15 protein-coding genes are annotated in these 19,643 nt (G+C 62.1%); 8 read left to right on the top strand and 7 right to left on the bottom strand.

What is annotated here, in order from left to right:
• Window positions 1-5 precede the first annotated feature (5 nt).
• Window positions 6-1,124 carry an aromatic ring-hydroxylating dioxygenase subunit alpha gene (locus VII69_06745; GenBank protein ID HEY5094792.1) on the top strand — a complete coding sequence of 373 codons (1,119 nt, stop codon included), beginning with the start codon at window positions 6-8 and terminating at the stop codon, window positions 1,122-1,124.
• 51 nt (window positions 1,125-1,175) lie between these two features.
• Window positions 1,176-4,112, top strand: coding sequence for a hypothetical protein (locus tag VII69_06740; protein ID HEY5094791.1), 2,937 nt, complete (start codon window positions 1,176-1,178; stop codon window positions 4,110-4,112).
• Window positions 4,113-4,212: 100 nt separating this feature from the next.
• Here VII69_06740 and VII69_06735 read toward each other — a convergent pair whose 3' ends face one another.
• Entirely contained in the window at window positions 4,213-7,527 is a 3,315-nt protein-coding gene (locus VII69_06735) for a TonB-dependent receptor (GenBank protein HEY5094790.1), read from the bottom strand.
• A gap of 279 nt (window positions 7,528-7,806) precedes the next feature.
• Here VII69_06735 and VII69_06730 point away from each other — a divergent pair, with 279 nt between their 5' ends.
• On the top strand, window positions 7,807-9,384 hold the full coding sequence (locus VII69_06730) for a peptide ABC transporter substrate-binding protein (protein ID HEY5094789.1): 1,578 nt from the start codon (window positions 7,807-7,809) through the stop codon (window positions 9,382-9,384).
• 97 nt (window positions 9,385-9,481) lie between these two features.
• On the opposite strand, the gene VII69_06725 is transcribed toward VII69_06730, so the two are convergent.
• The gene (locus tag VII69_06725; GenBank protein ID HEY5094788.1) at window positions 9,482-10,258 is read right to left on the bottom strand and encodes a hypothetical protein; all 777 of its coding nucleotides are present in this window, start codon (window positions 10,256-10,258) and stop codon (window positions 9,482-9,484) included.
• A gap of 42 nt (window positions 10,259-10,300) precedes the next feature.
• Between VII69_06725 and VII69_06720 the strand changes: the two genes are divergently transcribed.
• Together VII69_06720 and VII69_06715 are read left to right on the top strand one after the other, a co-directional pair.
• Window positions 10,301-11,863 carry a hypothetical protein gene (locus VII69_06720; GenBank protein HEY5094787.1) on the top strand — a complete coding sequence of 521 codons (1,563 nt, stop codon included), beginning with the start codon at window positions 10,301-10,303 and terminating at the stop codon, window positions 11,861-11,863.
• Window positions 11,864-11,906: 43 nt separating this feature from the next.
• Window positions 11,907-12,866, top strand: coding sequence for a DUF2249 domain-containing protein (locus VII69_06715; GenBank protein HEY5094786.1), 960 nt, complete (start codon window positions 11,907-11,909; stop codon window positions 12,864-12,866).
• Window positions 12,867-12,963: 97 nt separating this feature from the next.
• On the opposite strand, the gene VII69_06710 is transcribed toward VII69_06715, so the two are convergent.
• From VII69_06710 to VII69_06695, 4 genes are all read right to left on the bottom strand, one after another.
• A complete protein-coding gene (locus tag VII69_06710; protein HEY5094785.1) occupies window positions 12,964-13,359 on the bottom strand; it encodes a hypothetical protein in 396 nt (131 codons plus the stop codon).
• A complete protein-coding gene (locus VII69_06705; protein HEY5094784.1) occupies window positions 13,356-14,855 on the bottom strand; it encodes a PLP-dependent aminotransferase family protein in 1,500 nt (499 codons plus the stop codon). The genes VII69_06710 and VII69_06705 overlap by 4 nt, the downstream gene beginning before the upstream one ends.
• A gap of 94 nt (window positions 14,856-14,949) precedes the next feature.
• Window positions 14,950-15,675: a rhomboid family intramembrane serine protease gene (locus VII69_06700; GenBank protein ID HEY5094783.1), complete on the bottom strand. Its 726-nt coding sequence runs from the start codon at window positions 15,673-15,675 to the stop codon at window positions 14,950-14,952.
• A 39-nt stretch (window positions 15,676-15,714) separates the two neighbouring features.
• Window positions 15,715-16,857: a M20/M25/M40 family metallo-hydrolase gene (locus VII69_06695; protein HEY5094782.1), complete on the bottom strand. Its 1,143-nt coding sequence runs from the start codon at window positions 16,855-16,857 to the stop codon at window positions 15,715-15,717.
• Between the two features lie 142 nt (window positions 16,858-16,999).
• Here VII69_06695 and VII69_06690 point away from each other — a divergent pair, with 142 nt between their 5' ends.
• The 3 genes from VII69_06690 (at window position 17,000) to VII69_06680 (ending at window position 18,888) form a co-directional block, all read left to right on the top strand.
• Window positions 17,000-17,401, top strand: a complete 402-nt coding sequence (locus VII69_06690; GenBank protein HEY5094781.1) for a hypothetical protein — start codon at window positions 17,000-17,002, stop codon at window positions 17,399-17,401.
• 14 nt (window positions 17,402-17,415) lie between these two features.
• Window positions 17,416-17,814 carry a hypothetical protein gene (locus VII69_06685; protein ID HEY5094780.1) on the top strand — a complete coding sequence of 133 codons (399 nt, stop codon included), beginning with the start codon at window positions 17,416-17,418 and terminating at the stop codon, window positions 17,812-17,814.
• Window positions 17,815-17,889: 75 nt separating this feature from the next.
• The gene (locus VII69_06680; protein HEY5094779.1) at window positions 17,890-18,888 is read left to right on the top strand and encodes an alpha/beta hydrolase-fold protein; all 999 of its coding nucleotides are present in this window, start codon (window positions 17,890-17,892) and stop codon (window positions 18,886-18,888) included.
• 88 nt (window positions 18,889-18,976) lie between these two features.
• Here VII69_06680 and VII69_06675 read toward each other — a convergent pair whose 3' ends face one another.
• Complete coding sequence (locus VII69_06675; protein ID HEY5094778.1) at window positions 18,977-19,618, bottom strand: hypothetical protein; 642 nt, start codon at window positions 19,616-19,618, stop codon at window positions 18,977-18,979.
• Between the last annotated feature and the right edge of the window lie 25 nt (window positions 19,619-19,643).

Genomic DNA, 19,643 nt, shown 5'->3' with positions numbered 1-19,643 from the left:
GTGACATGGCCGTCTACCAAAAATCCGCCGTCCGCGCGGGTGCGTCCACGATGCCGCAGCGTTACTACGCATCGGCCGACATATTCGCTCGCGAGACGGAACGCATCTTCACGAAGCGATGGCTGTGTGTCGGGCGCGCCGAACAGATACCTAACGCCGGCGACTATTTCTTGGCCGAGATGTTCGGCGAGAGCTTGATCATCGTGCGCGGCACCGATGGTGGAGTGCGCGCACATTTCAATGTCTGCCGTCATCGCGGCACGCGCATGTGCGAGGAGCAGAAGGGTACGTTCGGCGGCTCCATCATGTGCCCGTATCACGCGTGGACGTACGGTTTGGACGGGGCGCTGCTGGCCGCGCGCAACATGCAGACGGTCGAAGGTTTTGACCGGTCGTCGTATCCGCTCAAACAAGCGAACCTCGCGCAGTGGGAAGGTTTTCTGTTCGTCAATCTGGCGGCGACGCCGACGCCTTTCGAGCAGGTCTTTGCGCAAGTTCTTCGCCGCTGGCCGCAGTGGACCATCGGCCGCTTGCGGGCCGCAAAACGCATCGACTACGATCTGCGCTCGAATTGGAAGCTCATCTTCCAAAACTATTCGGAATGCTATCACTGTCCGCTGATCCACCCCGCGCTCGACAGGCTTTCGCCGTCGGACAGCGGCCGCAACGATCTGTCCGAGGGCGATTTCCAGGGTGGCTTCATGACGTTTCGCGAGCCGGGTACTCACGGCAGCATGACGGTCTCCGGACACACCGCGCGGCCGCCGGTGGGCGATGTTGCGGCCGACGACATCGAGCGCGTGTACTACTATACGATTTTTCCGACCATGCTGTTGAGCCTCCATCCCGACTACGTCATGGTGCACTACCTCACGCCGTTGTCGCACGACCGCACGCTCGTGTCGTGCGAATGGCTCTTCGATCCCGAAACGATGGCGAGGCCGGAATTCGATCCAAGCGATGCGATCGAGTTTTGGGATATGACCAACCGCCAGGACTGGCACGTCTGCGAATTGTCGCAAGCGGGAATCTCGTCGCGCGCCTACACGCCGGGTCCATACGGCAATCAAGAAGGTCTTCTCGAATCATTCGACCGCAACTATCTCGCCGCCATGGGAGAGTAGGAGGGTGAGCAACGCTCACCCTGCCTGCCGTAAAGGCCGGCCCGGTTGCCGATGATCGCCGCAATATTGGCGATAGGGCAAGCGATGCTTGCCCTAGTACTGGTCGCGAATTCTGCACCACTATCCGGGCTCCACTGGCGATCGATCGGACCCGCGATTTCCGGCGGACGCATGGTGGCTGTCGCGGGTTCCGATCGCGATCCGTTCCTGTATTACGCGGGCGTCGCGGGCGGCGGCCTATTCCGCACGCGCAACGGTGGGATGTCCTGGGAAGACGTCTGGGCGCATCAGCCCGTCGCTTCGATCGGCGCGGTGACGGTTGCGGCGAGCGACAATAGAATCGTGTGGGCCGGAACCGGCGAGGGCAATCCGCGCAACGACGCATCTTATGGCGACGGCGTGTGGCGTTCGCGAAACGGCGGCGATACATGGCAGCACATGGGCTTGAGCGGGTCGTTCGTCATCACGCGCATCTTGGTCGACGCGCACGATTCCCATACGGTGCTGGTGGGCGCACTCGGCGACACGTTCAAGGACTCTGCGGAGCGCGGCGTATATCGAAGCTCAGACGGTGGGGCGACGTGGAGTAAGACGCTGTACGTCGGGCCGAGCAGTGGCATCGCCGACATGGCGTGGAACGCACGCGATTCGCGGGTCGTGTTCGCGGCGGCGTGGCAGTTTCGGCGCAAGCCTTGGACATTTGACAGCGGCGGCGCCGACGATGGCCTCTACAGATCCACCGATGAAGGCCGCACGTGGTCGCAGGTCGCCGGCGGGGGATTTCCGACCGGGCCGCTGGGTCGCATCGGAGTAGCGGTCGCGCCATCCGACGCGCGTCGCGTCTATGCGGTGATTCAATCCAAAGCCGGTGTGCTCTGGCGGTCCGAGGACGCAGGCGCCACCTGGACGCTCGTGAGCAGCGACAGCGAAGTGAATCAACGGCCGTTCTACATGAGCCGGATCGCGGTGGATCCGGCGAACGCCGATCACGTCTTCGCGATGTCGGAGAATCTCATGGAAAGCAACGACGGCGGCCGTCACTTCCACGAACTCACCGGCGCGGCGCATCAGGATCACCACGACATGTGGATCGCGAGCGGCGGATTGCGGATGATCGAAGCTTCCGACGGCGGCTCACCCATTTCGCTCGACGGCGGCAAGACGTGGGACGAGCGCTATAACTATCCGCGCGGCCAGTTCTACCATATCGGATACGATCTGCAAAATCCATACCACGTCTGCGGCGGGCTGCAGGACAACGACGCGTATTGCGGGCCGTCGGACAGCTTGAATCCGCTCGGCATTCTCAACGCCGACTGGCGAGATGTCGGCAACGATGGCGACGGGTCGTGGGTGTGGCCCGATCCGCGCGACGCGTCGCTGGTGTGGAACGTCGGTGTGAGCACGCTCAATGGCCAGCTGGGCATTGTCGACCTGTCCTCAGGGCAGAACTTCGATGTGTCTCCGTCGCTTCGCGACACCAATGGATCGGCGTTAGCAGACCACGGGTACCGTTTCAATTGGGAGGCGCCGGTCGCGTTCTCGGCGCGCGAACCGTATGCGGCGTTCTTCGGCGGCAACGTCGTATTCAAGACCGTCGACCGCGGCCGGCATTGGTTGGCCATCAGTCCGGATCTCACGCGCGACGATCCGGCGCATCAGCAGCAAGCGGGCGGCCCGGTGAGCCTGGATGTTTCCGGCGCCGAATTCTACGACACGATCTTGGACATCGCGCCGTCGCCGCGCGATCCAAGTGTGATATGGGTCGGCACGGACGATGGTCTCGTGCAGCTCACACGCGACGGTGGAAAGACATGGAGCGACGTCACGATGAAAGGGGTCGGCGAATATGGCCGCGTGGCCTGCGTTGAAGCGTCGCCATGGTCCGCGTCGACCGCCTTCGCGGTCGTAGACAGACATTTCATGGGCGATCAGGCGCCGTACGTCTACGAAACGCGCGATTACGGCGCCACCTGGCACTCGCTATCCTCCGGATTGCCGATGCTGCAATACGCGCACGCTGTGCGCCAAGATCCACGCAACCCCGACGTATTGTATCTGGGTCTAGAACAGGGCGTATGGGTGTCGCTCGATCACGGTGCGGATTGGCGCTCGCTGCGATTGGATATGTCCACGACCGCCGCGCGCGACCTGCGCGTCCAGCCGGTTGCGAACGACCTGATCGTGGCGACTCACGGCCGCGGAATCTGGATACTCGACGATCTCGCGCCGATCCAATCGTTGCGGCGTGCACAGTCCGCCGGGGATTATCTGTTCCAGCCGCGCACGGCGTATTCGTTCTGGCGCTGGTGGTCGAACGGCTACGGCAACCAGGCCGGTGAATGCTGCGCGACGGCAGGGGAGTTCGCCGGCGAGAATCCGCCGGCGGGCGCAATCGTGTCGTACTTCCTGCGTGAGCCGCTTGCCGCACCCCCGACACTTGAGTTTGCGGACCGGAGTAGTCGCGTTGTGGCGCACGTCGTCGGTACGAACGTCGCCGGCGTCAACCGCGTCTCGTGGGATCTCGCGGAAGACGGACCGGTGAAATGGAAGTCGGCGCGCGACTGGAATAGCGGACCGGCCGACGGGCCCGACGTTTTAGCGGGCGCGTACTCAGTGCGCATCATGGTCGACGGTCACGCTTTATGGCGCACGTTCCAGGTGAGATCGGATCCGCGCGCGCATTGGACTCCGGCAGAATACGCGGCGCGCCACGAGATCGAGCGCGAATTGGATGATGAGCTGTCGGCCATCGACGTCAAGTTGAACGCGATGGACCAAAAAGGTTTGCAAGACTCCGATGCGTATCGGGCGCTGACATCGCACCCTATCAATTCCGAAGACGATCTCGCGGTTCCCGACGGTCTGCGCGAGCGGATCACGACGTTGATGGGTACGCTCGGCTTGTCGCAAGGTCCGCCGTCGGCCGCGCACTTACGCGAAGCGGCAGAGATTCGCCGGCAGTTCATGGCCGCCATTCCGTACTAGGGTGAGCATCGCTCACTCAAAAAATGGGCAAGCGATGCTTGCCCTAGTACGGTTTCCCTAGTACGCGCGTAGAAAAAGTGGGCAAGCGATGCTTGCCCTCCTACAATCGTGTGGAGATGCTGAACACGAACTCGGGTGCGCTGTTGAGCGATGCCGGCACATACGCGTGGTAGTTATCGCCGTAGTAGCCAGTATGCGTGGGGAAACCGGTGTCGAGGCTCATGCCGAGCGGGAATGTGTAGAACGAGTTGTCGCCGTACGCGAGCACTTGCGCGCTCGACGGGAATTCCCACGGGTACCCGTGATTGTGCACGACGGTGAAGATGTTCGTGACGAGGAAGCTGCCTTTGATGTTGCGCCCGAGATCGTGCGAAACGGCCATGTTCATGGACAGCCACGACGGCCCTTTCAGGGATCCGGGCTGGTCAAACGTGTGGGTGTATGGATCCGGACCGTTGGCGAGCGGAGTCAAGGATTGGTCCGGAAGCGGAATGCAGCCAGGTGCCGATGGAGTGCCGTCGGGTTGACAGTGAACGTCGGGGAACGACAGCGGATCGCCGTACGGATTGCCCGACTGATACGTGAACGTCGGCGCGAAATCCCAGCCGTTCAACCGGTAATCGAGATTGATGTTCGCTACCCAGCGCACGTCGTACGACGGCGACGTGGAACCTGGCGATTGCGTGATCGACGGCGAGTAATAGCCGTTCGGGTCCAGTTTCGCGAAGTGCGTTCCGTATTGTTGATTATACGCGCCGATCGACGAGTTGATGACGTCGATGAAACTCTGGCCGCCGAGCGTGCGGTCGAAGTGGATCTTGGAGTCGGTCAGGGTAGCGGAAACGATGGCCGACCAGCCGTTCGGCGTGGTGCGCTGTTTGCTGATCAAAAACTCCGAGCCTTTGATGCGAGCGGACCCGAAGTTGTAGCCCGTCACGAATGTCGGATTGCTGGGCACGACCGGCAAGCTTAGGATTTGGCCGCGCGTGTTCCGCGCATACGGCGTCACTTTCGCAGACCAGCCGCCCGCGAATTCGTGTTCGAACGACAGGTCGAAATTGGTGCTGTCCTGCGGCTGCACGTTGTGCACAGCCGTGAAGCCGAGACCGTCATAGAAGTTGTTGAGCACCGAAGCGGTGTCGGTAGCGCCGAAATGCGGGGCGCCGATGTACTCGATGTACGCGGTGGCCGGCGGCTCGACATACCGGCCAACCGAGAATCGAAGAACGTTTGTCGGCGACGCGGTGAACGTCACGCCGAAGCGTGGGCTGAACTCGTTGTAGTCGAGCGAGCCGGAGACGTTCGTCCATTTGCCCGCGCCAGGCAGTGCGCTTGCGGCGAGGACGCCGTCGTTGACTTCTTCGGTGAGGAATCCGTTGCACGGCTCGCCCAATGCGTAGGCGTATCCGTGCAAGCAGAATCCGGCGTTGTTCTGTGAAAGTTCCGCGATGCCATTCGCTCCGGTCACTTGCAATGCGGTGAGGGGGATATGAAACTTGTCGATGCGCGCACCGATGTCGAACAGCCACTTGTCGCTGGGCCGCCACGAATCGGCGACGGCAGCGTCGGTGCTCACGAGCGGCAACGAATTCCAGTACGCGAACGGGCTGCCTTTTTGCAAGACGTTTGGGTTACTCACCGGATCGCAAGCGCCGAGCGGAGTATTCCCTAAGGTGTCGCCATTCGGATCGGTGAGCGTGGTGCCGCATTGCACCCAGAATCCGTCCTGTGCGAAGTTGGGCGCGTAGTTGTAGCGCAGGGTGAGGTCCTTGCTGTAGTCGAGGTCCAACCGCAACAGGTGCTGCTGATTCACTTGGTTTTGGTAGTTCAGCGTGTAGCCTGTGGCGTGATCGTGCAATTGGTAGTATGAATCGCCGACAAAGCCATTGGTGGCTTCGTCGAAATTCCACGCCGAGTACAGCGCGTAAGCGTACAGGCGCAGGAACGAAGACGACGTGAACGCGCGCGTATAGCTGAGCTTGTTTATGCCGTAGTCGGTGGCTTCGCTATCGAGGTAGTCCTTCGGGATCGGCCCTTGCGAATTGCCCGACGACGGCCAGGTGAGCGCGCTGAACGCATTCGGATTGTACGTGTGATTCAACGCGCCAGTGTAGGGCGTGCCTGTGGGCCACAGGAAGTTGCCTCTCGAGTCGGTGCTGCCGCCGGTGCCTTCGGCGTAGAGCACGGGATCGATCTGCGTGCCGGAATAGGGGAACGGATTGCCGGTGCTGCCGCCGACCCACATCGCCTGCAGGTCGTCGTTGAGCCCATCGTGCGCGATGGACTCGTGGAGGTTGATCACGGTGTCGCGCTCGGCAGCCGACGGATTGGCGAGCGATTGAAACATGTGCTGCGAGATCGGGATGTTCAGCGCGTGCGCCTTGGAGCAGTCGAGCGTGATCGGGTCCTCAATCGTCGTATCGGTATTGGCCACGACTTCCGTGTTGAACGCAAGGCAGCCCGGATCGTTCGCCTTGATATTCAACGTTTCGTTGTCGAGATTTGCCCGATTCGATTGGCTGTAGTCCGCATTCGAGCCGAGCGTCGAGACGTAGTACGTGAACCGCCGGTCGGGCGTGCCGCCGTACATGTCGGCGGTGAACGTGTGGTTGTACGTGGGGAATCCGTTGACGATCGTGAGGTCGCCGCCGCCGGGATACGTGCCGCGATGCATCACCTCGTTGATGAAGCCCGCCATGGACCTGCCGGAGTCGGCCGGCGCGCCGCCGGTGTAGACTTCGAGACTGCCGAGCCCATTGGTTATGAACGATGTTGCGTTCGCAGAATCAAACCCGCGATTCAGCGGGATGCCTTCGAGTTCGAAGCCGATCTGATCGTTGGAGCCGCCGCGTACGCTCAGGCTGCCGTTGCCCGAGTAGCCGCCGCCGGTGCCGACCGCGCGGACCACGCCCGGCAGCGATCCCACGACTCCGTTTTGACTGTACAGCGTCTCCGCACCGCCGGCCGCGCCCTGATAGCCGTTGATCGCCTGCGCGTTCACCGCATACAGATCGCCGGTGACCGATCGATTCACAACGCTCGCGACCGCCGTCGTGGTGACCGTGGTGAGCACTTTCACCGTGGGCCGCATGGCGATGCCGGCGGTTGCGGTCTGATCGGCCTGCACGGTGATGCCGGAGAGCTGCGTCGTGTCGAAGCCGTCCTTGCTCGCCGTGATCGTATACGTGTCGGGCGTGAGATTGAGGACGGAGAAAAAGCCTTTGCTATCGCTGACCGCCGACGCGATTTGCGACGGCGACGAAACGGTCACTTTGACGCCGGCAACCGGCGCTGCGTGCGCGTCCGACACCCTTCCGGAAATGCCGCCGGTCGTTCCCGCGATGGCTGCCGTGAAGCAGCACGAAAGCACGACGAACAGCGCAGCGATGATGCGGCTGATTGCAGACACAGACATGCGGCAAAGCCTCCCATGAGCCCGTAATTTGGAGATCACGTGCTCGCGACTTCGGCCATCGTTCCAATCGTACCCTCGTCTATTAGAGCCGTCATTCCAGCCGACGTTGAATCGTACGGGAAGCTTCCGGCGGCATTCCGAACAGATGCGGGGTTGTTCGGCGCGCGGCAGGCGCACCACCGGTGGAGAACGGCGTTGAAAAAACGGTTCGCTGTGATATTTTCGGCGATTCTTTGCGCCGCAACATTTTCGGCCGGTTGCACGCGGGTCGGGCCCAGCATGGAGAGCTCGTCTCCCGGCGGCGCGAACCCCAATCCGTGGACGATTCCCGGCGTGCTTCGCATCGGCGCCCGCCTCGTGCCGGACAATTTGAATCCCGTCGTCGGTACGCAGGGCATCGACACGGATCTGGCCATGTTATGGGCGAGCTTTCTCATCACGCTCGACGACCACAGCCAACTGGTGCCTGACCTCGTCGAGACCGTGCCGTCATTGAGCAACGGAGGGATCAGCCGAGACGGGCTGACGATAACGTATCACTTGCGGCACGGCGTGAAATGGCAGGACGGTGCGCCGTTCACCGCCGACGACGTTGCCTTCACGTGGCGAGCCGTGATGAACAAGAAGAATTTCGTGCCAAGCAGGGCCGGCTACGAGCTCGTCTCGCGCATCGACGAACCAGACAAATCTACGGTCGTCGTTCACCTGACCAAATCGTACGCGCCATTCATTCGCACGTTTTTCACGCTTTCGAGCACGTCGTACTGCATCTTGCCGAAGCATCTGCTCGGACAGATGGCCGACATCAACCATGCGGATTTCAACAATCATCCGATCGGCACCGGCCCATTTCGCGTGGCGTCGTACGAGAAAGACGTCGAGATCAAGTTCGTCGCCAATCCGCAGTACTTCCGTGGCGCACCCAAGCTGAAAGAGATCGAGTATCGCATCGTTCCAAACGACAACACGCTCTTGACGCAGATCAAGACCCACGAGATCGACATGTACTACCGCGCGTCGGAAGCGCAAGTCCCCATGCTCGGCGCGATCGCCGGCACGACCCTCTATGAAACGCCGTACACCCGGTTCGCAGACATCGGCTTCAACGGGGGCAACCCGCCACTCGACGACGTGCGAGTGCGACGCGCGCTCGCCTATGCGACGGACAAGGCTGAGCTGATCAAAAAGGTCACGCACGGCGTCGACATCCCGGCCGACAGCGATCAGCCCCCATTTCTTTGGGCGCACGACGACCACGTGACCCGCTACGCCTACGATCCCCGGCGCGCCGCCGCGCTCTTGGACGAAGCCGGCTGGCCGCTCGGTCCGGACGGCATCCGGCACAAGAACGGGAAGCCGTTGTCGCTGCTGTTCACAGGTTACAACGGCGCGGCCACCGTTGACGCCGCACAAGAGGTCATTCAACGAGAATGGAAGGAAGTCGGCGTCGAAGTCGAGATCAAAGACTACCCCTCCGACTTGCTGTACGCGCCGATGGGCGAACATGGGATCGAGCAGTCTGGCAGCTTCGATGCGATCTTCGAAAGCTGGGGCAACGGTTCGGATCCCGATGACGCGGTGCTCTTCGAGTGCGACAACGCTCCGCCGAATGGGTGGAACGTCTACCATTTCTGCAGCGCTCAACTCGATGCCGCGGAAAAAACCGCGTTGTCCGTGAACGACGAGTCGAAGCGCAAGGCGGCCTATGCGACCGTGCAGGAGGTCCTCACCGACCAAGTGCCGGTCATCTTCTTATGGTTCGAGCAATACGTGACCGTGGCCAATTCGGACTTGCAGAACTACAAGCCGGGTCACGTCGGCTCGCAATGGTGGAACCCGTGGGAGTGGTCGATTTGAACGTATTCTCTGTAGGAGGGCAAGCATCGCTTGCCCCGTTTTTTTGGAATGGGCAAGCGATGCTTGCCCTAGTACGGTTGCTACACTACGTAAAGCGTTAGTTATCGCATTGATGCAGCGGGTTCGACGGCGTGGGTGTCGGGGAAGGCACGGCGACGTTGAATTGGAACGTGTCGAACGTCGCTTGGCCTTTCGCGCGGATGTGCTTGCGCGCGATCTCCGAACTCTGCGACTCCACGATGCTGTAACCGTAGACGATGCCATAGTACTGCTCGAGGGAGATGTGGTCGCCGGCGTCGTGGTAGTACCAGTCGAAGCGCTGCAGTTGGCCGTCGCTGCGTCCGACCGTCACATCGACGCTCGAGACCTCGCCTCGTATCTTCGGTTCCATGTGCAGCACGTATGCTTCTGGCAATGCCGTGACCGAGATATTGTAGCAGCGCTGCCATTTGTGCGCAGAAAAAACGGTGCCCTCGACTTTTGTGATGCCCTTCAGGTATGACGGCGTGTGCGGGAAATCGAGCGACGTGAAACCGGTATCCGCATAATATTCAGTGCCGTCGAGCACGGGATGAAGCCAAGGAAAATTCAACTGGCGCAAGTCCAGCCGTGCGTGCGCCTGGTACGAGCTCAGGCCGGGATTGCGATGCGTGATCAGGTCGATGATGCTCTCGACCGACACGGCGCTAGGCGACGCGCCGGGTGAAGGAGAAGGCGAGGGCGCAACGCTTGCAAAAGCGGCGGCCCCGACCATGAGGGCCGCGGCCACCGTAGACATGGCTTGCGCGAAACGAGCATACAGCACGACGAGCTTTCCTTCGACCAGTAAGACGGTGAGCGCCCCCTTCCGGTTTGACGGTCGTGCGGCTTTCATCGCAAGCAGCTGCCGAAGAATTCGAGAACTTTTCAGGTCATCGTGAACGCTCGCATAGTCCGCACGATTCTGTTTGCCTTCGCGTGCGTGTTGATCGCTGGCGTTGCGATAAGTGATCTTCGGCCGAGGCGGTCGCAGGCCGATTGGACCCCAACGCCCGGGCCGCCGCCCGCGCCGAATTCGTTTCGCATCATGAGCTCCGCGTGGCGGCTCACTCCCGACGGATCGTGGACGGCGCTCGTACAAGGGCGCTACGCTGACGCAAACGGCGCCGATCTGCCGCTCGTCCACGCTCAAGTCGCATGGTCGGCTTCAGCGGGCGAAAAGCTAGATCAAGTTCGATGGACGTACATGGATCCGGCGACTTTGGTGACGCTTGAGACGAGCAAACCGGTCACGGTGACGGCCAAACCGCAGAATCCGCAAAATCGGACCGCGACACTGCAGCTCGCCGCGCCGGCGGACGATGCAGCCTCGTTCGCGTGCGTCGCGCAAACCATCGGTCCGCATCTCGTGAACGTGGGTTGGACGCCGCTGAACGATTCCGTCGCGGTCACCGCGTTCAAGGTATACCGGCGCGAAAGCCACGCCGCGGTGGGGCGGCTGGTGGCCTCGCTTTCCGCGAATGCGCATGCCTATCACGACGGCGACGTGTGGCCGGGCCACCGTTATCGATACGCCGTCATCGCGTTGTCGTCGACAAGCGGTCCGTTGCACGTTCTATCGAACGCCGTCGAGACGACGCGTGAAATGCCGTTGACATCGCTCGCTTCGATTTCGGGCAAGGGCATGTTCTTGTTCTTCACGCCGGATGCGGCTGATCCCGAGCACGGCTATCCCACGTACGATATCGACGCCGTGATAAAGAAGGCGGCGACGGCAGGCATTCGCAACATCGAGCTGCGTCTTGCGTACGGCTCGTTCTTTGAAGCGAGCAACCCCGGCGCGCGCGCGTGGCTCGACCAGTTCATCGACGCATCCGCTTCCGCGCACATTCGTCTGCTCGCGTGGGAAGTGCCGCGACGAGCGGCGACGCCGGAAATCGCGGAAGCGATCGCCATCGCGCGCTACCGCACGCCTGCCGGCCACGGTTTCAGCGGATCTGCGCTTGACATCGAAAACGGCGACGACTATATGGGCGACGGCACCGCGGCGAAGCAAGGCATGGTGGACTTCATCCATCAGGTGCGGCAGGCCGCCGGGCGGCACTATCTCGTGATCGCCACGGTCGTTTCGCCGCGTCTGACGCATTGGACAAACGCGGAATATCCCTACGCGAGGATTGCGCCGTACGCGAGCGTTCTGCAACCGATGGAGTATTGGCACTATTTCTATGAGACTTCGCATCACGTTTATGCGAAGGGTGGCGTGAAGAGCGCGGTCGTGGGCGCGGTCATGCTCACCAAACAGCTCGCGGGCCGCGACGTGCCGGTCAACGTCGCCGGACAAAGCGACGATCTCGGCGGGACCGGCGTGCCGTCACCCGACGAAATCGGATGGTCGCTTGCCGCCGCCAAACGCGCGGGCGCCATCGGCGAAATGTTTTTCGATTGGCGCGGCACGCCCGATGACCGCTGGCCGGCGATCGGCGCGTTTGCGTGGTGACGGCGGGGAATGTCGGCCCGGGCTGCGAAACGCACCTGACCTGATGACCGGAAATGGCACCTCGCCCGAACCGATCGAACGCATCGATCTGCGACAGTTCCCCACGTGGGAACGGCACGATCGTATGCTTGCCTCATTTGACCGGCTGACCGCCGGCCAATTCGTGGAGTTCGTCAACGACCACGAGCCGAAGGCCTTACGCGGCTCGCTTGAACTCGAGCGCGGCGGCATAACCCTTTGGGATGTGCGCAACCAGGGCGACGGACGCTGGCTCATGCGGCTCACGCGCCTGCCCGACCCTTCGTTGAGCGGCGATTCTCCACGCGTCGGCTTCTTGCGCCGTTGCACCATGTTCCGCGGCGTGCCCAAAGATCTGTTGCGCGAAATCGATCGCGTCGCCAAAGAGCGCACGTATCACGATCGCATGGTGATCGTCGCCGAAGGCACGAACTGGCCCGAACTGGGCATAGTCCGCCGCGGCATCGTAGAAGTGACGCGCGCGACCGATGAGGACCGAGAAATCGTGCTCTACGATGTCTCGCCGTACTCCATGTTCAACGAAGCAGCGGTTTTCGACGAAGGTACGGCCGAGGTCACGGTGATCGCGCGAGGCGATGTGGACACGGTCGAACTGCCGGCGGCATTCGTGCGGCAATTCATCCAGCGCAGTCCCGATGCAGCGGCGGGATGCGCGCGCTTCTTTGCTCAGCGCCAGCGGCGACTTTCGGGCGCTGCGGGCAATCTCGCGTTCGGCCGCGTGCTGACGCGCATCGCGCGCGTGCTGCTCGACTATGCATCGCCCGATGAAGGCATGGCGCGCGGCGTCGGCGGCGTGGAACGGATCACGCAGTCGGACTTGGCGGCGCGAGTCGGCACCGTGCGCGACATGGGTAGTCGCGCGTTGTCGCACCTCGAGGATCTCGGTGCGATCGAATTGCGTCGCGGCCGCGTGGTGCGCCTCGATCGCGCGAAGTTGGAAGAAGTCGTCAAAGCCACCAAGTAGCGTACTAGGGCAAGCATCGCTTTCGCATGTGCTCCATTGTAGGAGGGTGAGCAGCGCTCACCCATTTTTTTACGAAGGGCAAGCGATGCTTGCCCTCCTACAGAACGTGGCGGCGGCGGGCGGCGAGAGCGCCCAGCCAGCCGCCAAACCATCCACACGCGACGTCGAATGCGTGCCACGCAATGCCCTCGTCGGGTGGCATCACCGCCTGCCTGATTTCAATCGCAAGGCTGAATCCAGCCAGCCACCAGGCGATCGTCAGCGGCGACGTGCGCCATCCGCTTGCCAAGGCCGCGCGGGCCGCGATCCAACCCATGAGGGCGAAGGCGACGACGCTATAGGTCTTCCGCAGCAGCACGTGGAGATAGAGCGTTGCCGGCGACGTGAGATTGTACACCGTGTCGTTGGTGGCGAGAATGAACATGATGACGGCCACGATCGCCGTGGCCGTCCACCATAGTGCGGCGTGCCGCCGGTCGGGAGGTCTGGTCATGAAACCTTTGCGATGGGCACACGCGGGCGGCTTCGACCTGCTTCAACCAGATATCCGGCGACCACCGCGCCGAGACGCTTGATGCCCTCCATGATCTGCGCCGGCGACAGCGTGCCGATGGCAAGGCGGAATGATCGCTCGTGGCGGTCGGTGACCGAAAACGCCCGGCCAGGGATGAAGGAGATGCTCTTTTCCAGCGCGCGCGCGAGAAGGGCCTCGCCCGAACAGCCATCCGGCATCGTGACCCAAACCGATCCGCCGGCGCGCGGCCGGGTCCAATGCACGGTGTGCGGCATGTTCCGCTCGAGCGCGCCGAGCATGGCGGTGAGCTGATCCGCCCATTGACGTCGCATCTGCGATTCTTGCCGCGCGATGGAACCGGCCTCGAACAGACGGCGCAGCACTAATTGAAGAAACACGTCGGACCCGCGATCGATGACGTCTTTTGCTTGGACCAACTGCTCGAGCACGCGTCCGGTGGCCAGGGTAGCGCCCATGTTCATCAATAGTCCGCGCGACACCGGTCGAGCGTAGATGACACGCCCATCGCGATCGGCGGTGAAGAGCGGCATTTGCGGGCGGCCGCGATAGTTGAGCGGCGCGAACGGATCGCACTCGAAGATGAGCCAATTGTGCTTGGCCGCAAGCTCCATGAGATGCTCGCGCCGCGCGGGGTGGAGCTCCAAGCCGGTGGGGTTGTGCGCACGCGGCGTGGTGACGACAAGCCGTATCGGCTCGCGCGCGGCGGCCGCTTCAAGCACGTCGGTGCGCATGCCCTTACCGTCCATGGGAATCCCGACCATGCGCAGATTGCGCAGCCGCACTGCATCGACAAGACAGAATTGACTTGGATCTTCCATCGCCACCACGTCGCCCTCATGGCAGAACGCGAGCAGCGTGAGCACGAGCGTCTCTTCGTGGCTGTTGGTGACGAGCACACGATCCGCACCCGCTTCAATGCCCTCATCGTGGAGAAACGCGGCTATGGCTGCGCGCAGATCGGGTGCGCCCTGCGTGTCGGTGGGGTGTACCGCGCTGAACTCGGAATCCAAGGCAATGCGCCGCATGGCGCGCCGCGACGGTGCGAGCATCTCACCCGCGTACGACGGAACGCTGAAGAAAGAAAACTGAGCGTTGCTGCACGCGTGAGGCAAGCGATAGATGTGGCTGAGGTTCGTCTGCGCGCGCGGACGGATGAATGAATCTTGCCAGATGAGGCTTTGGGCGTCGGGCGCCGGAGGGTCTACCGGCCGTGCAGGCGGTTCGGCCACAAACGTGCCCACACCGGGGCGTCCGGCGAGCCGGCCGCGTTCGCCGAGCACGCGATACGCATGAGCCGCGGTGACGATACTGACGCGCAATTGCCCCGCCAAGTCGCGGACGCGAGGCATGACCGCCCCGCTCCTGAGTTTTCCGCCGGTGATGAGCGATCCGATGGCGTCCGCGACTTGCATATAAAGCGGACCGCTGCCCGATAAAGGGGCGGTTTTGATCAAGGTTAGCGTGGATTGTTCTGCTCTCGCAGTCATAGTAATTAAATATAATTAGAAATGAGGGACAATGTCAAGCAGAATTACGGAAGGACGACGCTCAGCGTTTGAACAGGTCCTCGGGTTTGTCGATTCGCGACACACGACGCTGCCACGAACGCATCCGCCGGCGCTGCTGCCATCGGTCGAACCGCTCTCGAAAGCTCGGGCCTTTGCCGCTTGGGATTGCAAAACTCGGCCGGTACGTGGCAAACGCCCATGAGAACGTCGAAACTCCGGCGATGACGGCGGCGGCTTGACCGACCGAGCCGTAGCGCATGAAGTTGGCGAAGAATTCATAGGCGACCACAAGCAGCGCGAGCCAACGCGCTTGCAGCGGGAAGAGGAAGAGGTAAACCGTCGCGGTCGGATTGAGCGCTGCGAATGCCACCACGACCGCGATGAAGCCGCCGATCATCCCGAAGAACGGCGGCGCCGCGCTCAGCGGGCTGATGAGCATGATCACGAGACCGGCGACGATGCCGCTTGCGAAAAAGAAGAAGGCGAAACGGCGGCTCCCCCACGCGCGCTCGAGCGAACCGCCGAAGAAGAAGAGGACGAGACCATCGGAGAACAGCGGCCAAAATCCGAGATGGACGAATGGAAACGTGAACGGCTGCCAGAGCTGAAGGCTCTGAATCCACGTCAGTGTTGGCGACCAGACCAATGCAGCGAGAAACTGTCCGCCAATGCCGAAAAACGCCACGAGAAATAACACGACAAATGCCGCAAGTAGCCCGAAAACCACCGGCGTGCTGCTGAGCGAAAATTGGCGATAAAGGGCCATAACGGGGGACTTTCTGTCGCCGCGGCGATGCGGCCTGTCTTAGGAAGCGCGCGCGCGCACGAACTCCAGCACGACATCGGCGCACGTGTAGAAGTCCGCGAGATCGAGCCACTCGTTGACGGTGTGGATATCGCGCATGCCGGTCCCGAAATTCACCGCTCTGATGCCGCGCCGGTTGAAGACGTTCGCGTCGCAACCGCCGCCGATGCTGGCGGTGGTGACCGCGGTTCCGGCCGCAGCCGCGGCGGCCAGCAGACCGCGGACCAACGGATCCGAGTCGGGCACATGCATGCTCTCGTAGTCGCGCCCGCTTCGCTCTTCGATCCACGCGCGTTGGACCTTGCCGTCGACGGTCGCGGTCGCGCGAGCTGCGGCTTCTTGAAAGCACAGCCTGATGGCGGCTGTTGTCTTGTCCAAGGTCGCGTCGTCGAGCGAGCGCGCTTCGCCGCGAACGACGCATTCGTTTGGCACGACGTTGGTGGCCGCGCCGCCGGATACGATCACGATGTTGCTCGTGGTCAACGCATCGATGCGGCCGAGCGGCATGGCCGCGATCGCTTCGGCTGCGACGCGCACCGCCGAAATGCCGGTCTCCGGTGCGAGGCCGGCATGCGCTTCCAGTCCGTGCACGGTGAACTCGAAGTGGTCGGCCGACGGCGCCTGCGTGAAGCAAAACGACGCGTGGGTGGCGTCGAGCACGATGGCTTCCCGCGCTCGCAACGCGGCGACGTCGAGATTTTTCGCGCCGAGCAAACCGATCTCTTCACAGATCGAGAAGGCGACTTCGATGTCGCCGTGCGGCACCGCGTTCTCTTTCAGTGCGCGCAGCACTTCGAGGATGACGGCCACGCCGCTCTTATCATCGCCGCCTAGAACGGTGGTTCCGTCGGTCTTGATTCGGTCGCTCATGCGGACAGGCTTCACCCCTCTGCCCGGCGGGACCGTGTCCATATGAGCAGAGAGCAGCAGCGGTGGCGCGTCGGGCTTGGTGCCCGCAAATCTGGCGATGACGTTGCCCGAATTGCCGCCGACCTTGCTTCCCGCGTCGTCGATTCTGACATCGGCGCCGATGGCTTGCAGATCGCTCATGAGCCGCTGTGCAACAGGCAGTTCCTCTTTGGACTGGCTGTCGATTTTCACGAGATCGAGGAGCGACTCGACCATGCGTTCGCGCTGAATCATACGAGGCGGATTACGGCGGCACATCGGTAGCTCCTTTGAGTGTGGCGTGCGTCACACCGACAGGCCCACGGCGAGGCTGAGAGCCCGAAATAGCCGATATTCCTTAAACAGAGTACCAATCCGAGCGAGAGGCTATAGACACGTGAAAAAGAGCATAGAATTGGCCGACCCGAGCACTATCGTGCAGACCACGAAGAATATTCGTTGGCTGCAGATCGCGGCGCCGTTTGTGGTGTCGCTGCTCATCGGTGCGATGTTAGGCGCGATGCTCGGCGGACTCTTCTATGGAAACAACGCGGATCCGACATCGGGCGACTTCAAATTCGTCTTGTCGCAGGCTCTCGGAATCGTGGCCGGTCTCGTCGCCGGCTATCTTTGGTCGCGGCAGGTCGCGCTGAGCGGACCACCTGAAGAGGTCGTGACCGTCGGCATGTCCATGCTGCGCAAATATCACACCAATCACGCGAAGACCGGCCAGGACGCCGAAGCCGCGCAATACAAGCTCGGCGCGGAGTATCTGAAGACCTTGAAAATCGGGAAGTAACTGGAGCAAGGCGCGTGCGGCCAAGACCGGTACGGAATCGCTCGGCGATCGGACGCTTCAAGCCGGTGCAGGGCCTGCATGGCATGTACGTGCTTGCCATTTCCATCGCACTTGCGATCGGCGGCGGTGCGATCGGCGTGTTCGTCGGCGCGCTCCCATACTTCTTATACGATGCGAGCGACTACTCGCGCCTCGACCTTTTCTTCGCGCTAAGTCTTGTCTTGGGCGCGATGCTCGGACTCGTCATCGGCTGCGCAAACGGCACGCGTTGGTATCATTCGGACGACCTCCCCGGCTGGGTGCAGCGGCGGCTCACGCATTACTTGCGCGACCGCGCTCTGCCGGTGTCACTTGTCCAAAGCACGATCAGCATGAACTATCTGCGGCGCCTGCGCGCCTTGCAAGGCGATTGACGCAGGACCCCTAGTCTCCGCGCACCCGCACGTCGTTCAATGACATCGCCGCCCTGCGCGAGAACAGAAGCGCGCATGAGCGACCATGGCCGGATCGAAATCCTGAAGCATTCGTCGGATGTGCTGAAAGGCAACGCCCTTCACGATCCGCATCAGCGGGATACGTGTTGTTATCTGCCGCCAGGCTACGATGCAGGCAGCGCAAGGTATCCGGTCATTTTTTTCCTACCCGGCTTCACGGGCACGGGGCGGATGCTCCTCAATTTCGATCCATTTGCCGAGTCCATGGACCGCAGGCTAGACCGGCTCATCGGATCCGGTTTGATGCTCCCTGCTATTGTCGTCATGCCGGATTGCTTCACTCGTTACGGCGGCAGCCAGTATCTCAATTCGCCCGCAGTCGGGCGTTACGAAGACTACGTCGTCGACGAACTCGTGCCGCTGGTGGACGACCGGTTGCGCACGATGAAAGGCCGCGCTCACCGCGCCGTCAGCGGCAAGTCGAGCGGCGGCTATGGTGCGATGCGCCTCGCCATGCGGCATCCGGATGTTTTCGGCGCCTTCGGATCGCACTCGGGTGACTGCTATTTCGAGCACTGCTTCAAACCCGATTTCCCGAAGTTCTTCATGCAGTTGGAGAAATATGGCGGGGTCACGGAATTTCTGCGCGCGTTCGACGCGATGCCGAAAAAGCTTCACGACGCGACGATGACCTTGATGATGCTCGCAATGGCCGCGTGCTATTCTCCCAACGCAGAGTCGCCGTACGGGTTCGACCTGCCGATGGACGAGAAGACCGGCGAGATCCGAGCCGACGTGTGGGAACGCTGGATTGCAGAAGATCCGGTGCAGATGGCGCCCCTTCACGCCTCGGCGCTGCGGTCGATGAAAGCCATCTTCCTCGACGCGGGTCTGAAAGACGAATGGAATCTCCACCTCGGCGCGCGCATCATGTGCAGCCGTTTCGACGCGCTCGGAGTCCGCTACATCCACGAGGAATATGACGACGGCCATATGGGCGTCGTCTATCGCTACGACCGGTCGCTGATCGTGCTGGCAAAAGCGATGGCGTAGTATTCCCTCTGTACTAGGTTGACCAACCTGTACTAGGGTGAGCAACGCTCACCCAATTGGGCAAGCGATGCTTGCCCTAGTACAAGGCCTATTGTGGGTCGCGAGTGTCGGACGAGCGGGCGAAATGAAGCGAGAGCAAGACGGTTTGCGGCGCGCCGCTGATCTGCAACGACAACCGTTTGGTGATGTCGCCCGAAAGCGGTACCAATAGCCGCGGTTCGTATACAACCGTTCCGCTCGACGTGATCTGCGAGTGGGTGGCATCGTGCACGGCCACGGTCTGCTTGACGCTGATCGTCACGCTGGTGCCTTGGACTGACAGCACTGAATACGAAGTTCTCGCAGTCAGCGTCTTGCGGTCATCCTTCACGGTCCAGGCGACTCCGGGTTCGAGCGGCTGCGGCGGAACGAGCTGCGGCGCGAAATACGGCAGCAGTTGGTACGTGACGTCTTTGAGCGCACCGGCGGCGAAAACCACGCTCCCTGTGGGTTCCACCGTGCCGAGCGCGACCAGAGCCGTCGGGCTCTTCGACCAGCGTTCGGTGACCTTGAGGCCAAGCGCGTTGTGCGACACCGCCATGACGTCCACGGTCACGGTGCCGTGGTCGCTGTCGCCGTTGCCGGCCGTGGAGTTCGTGTGGCGCACGTACGAGACGTGATAAACCACTTCGCGAAGCGGCTGCGGCGTGGGAGCACTTATGGCGGCCGCGGCGATGAGTGCGAATATCACGAAGAGCTTTCTCCCCGGTCCGGCG

The sequence above is a fragment of the Candidatus Eremiobacteraceae bacterium genome (assembly GCA_036511855.1).
GTDB lineage: Bacteria > Vulcanimicrobiota > Vulcanimicrobiia > Eremiobacterales > Eremiobacteraceae > JABCYQ01.
The sequence above is the reverse complement of the archived record's forward strand: the minus strand, read 5'-3'. Positions and strand labels throughout refer to the sequence as shown.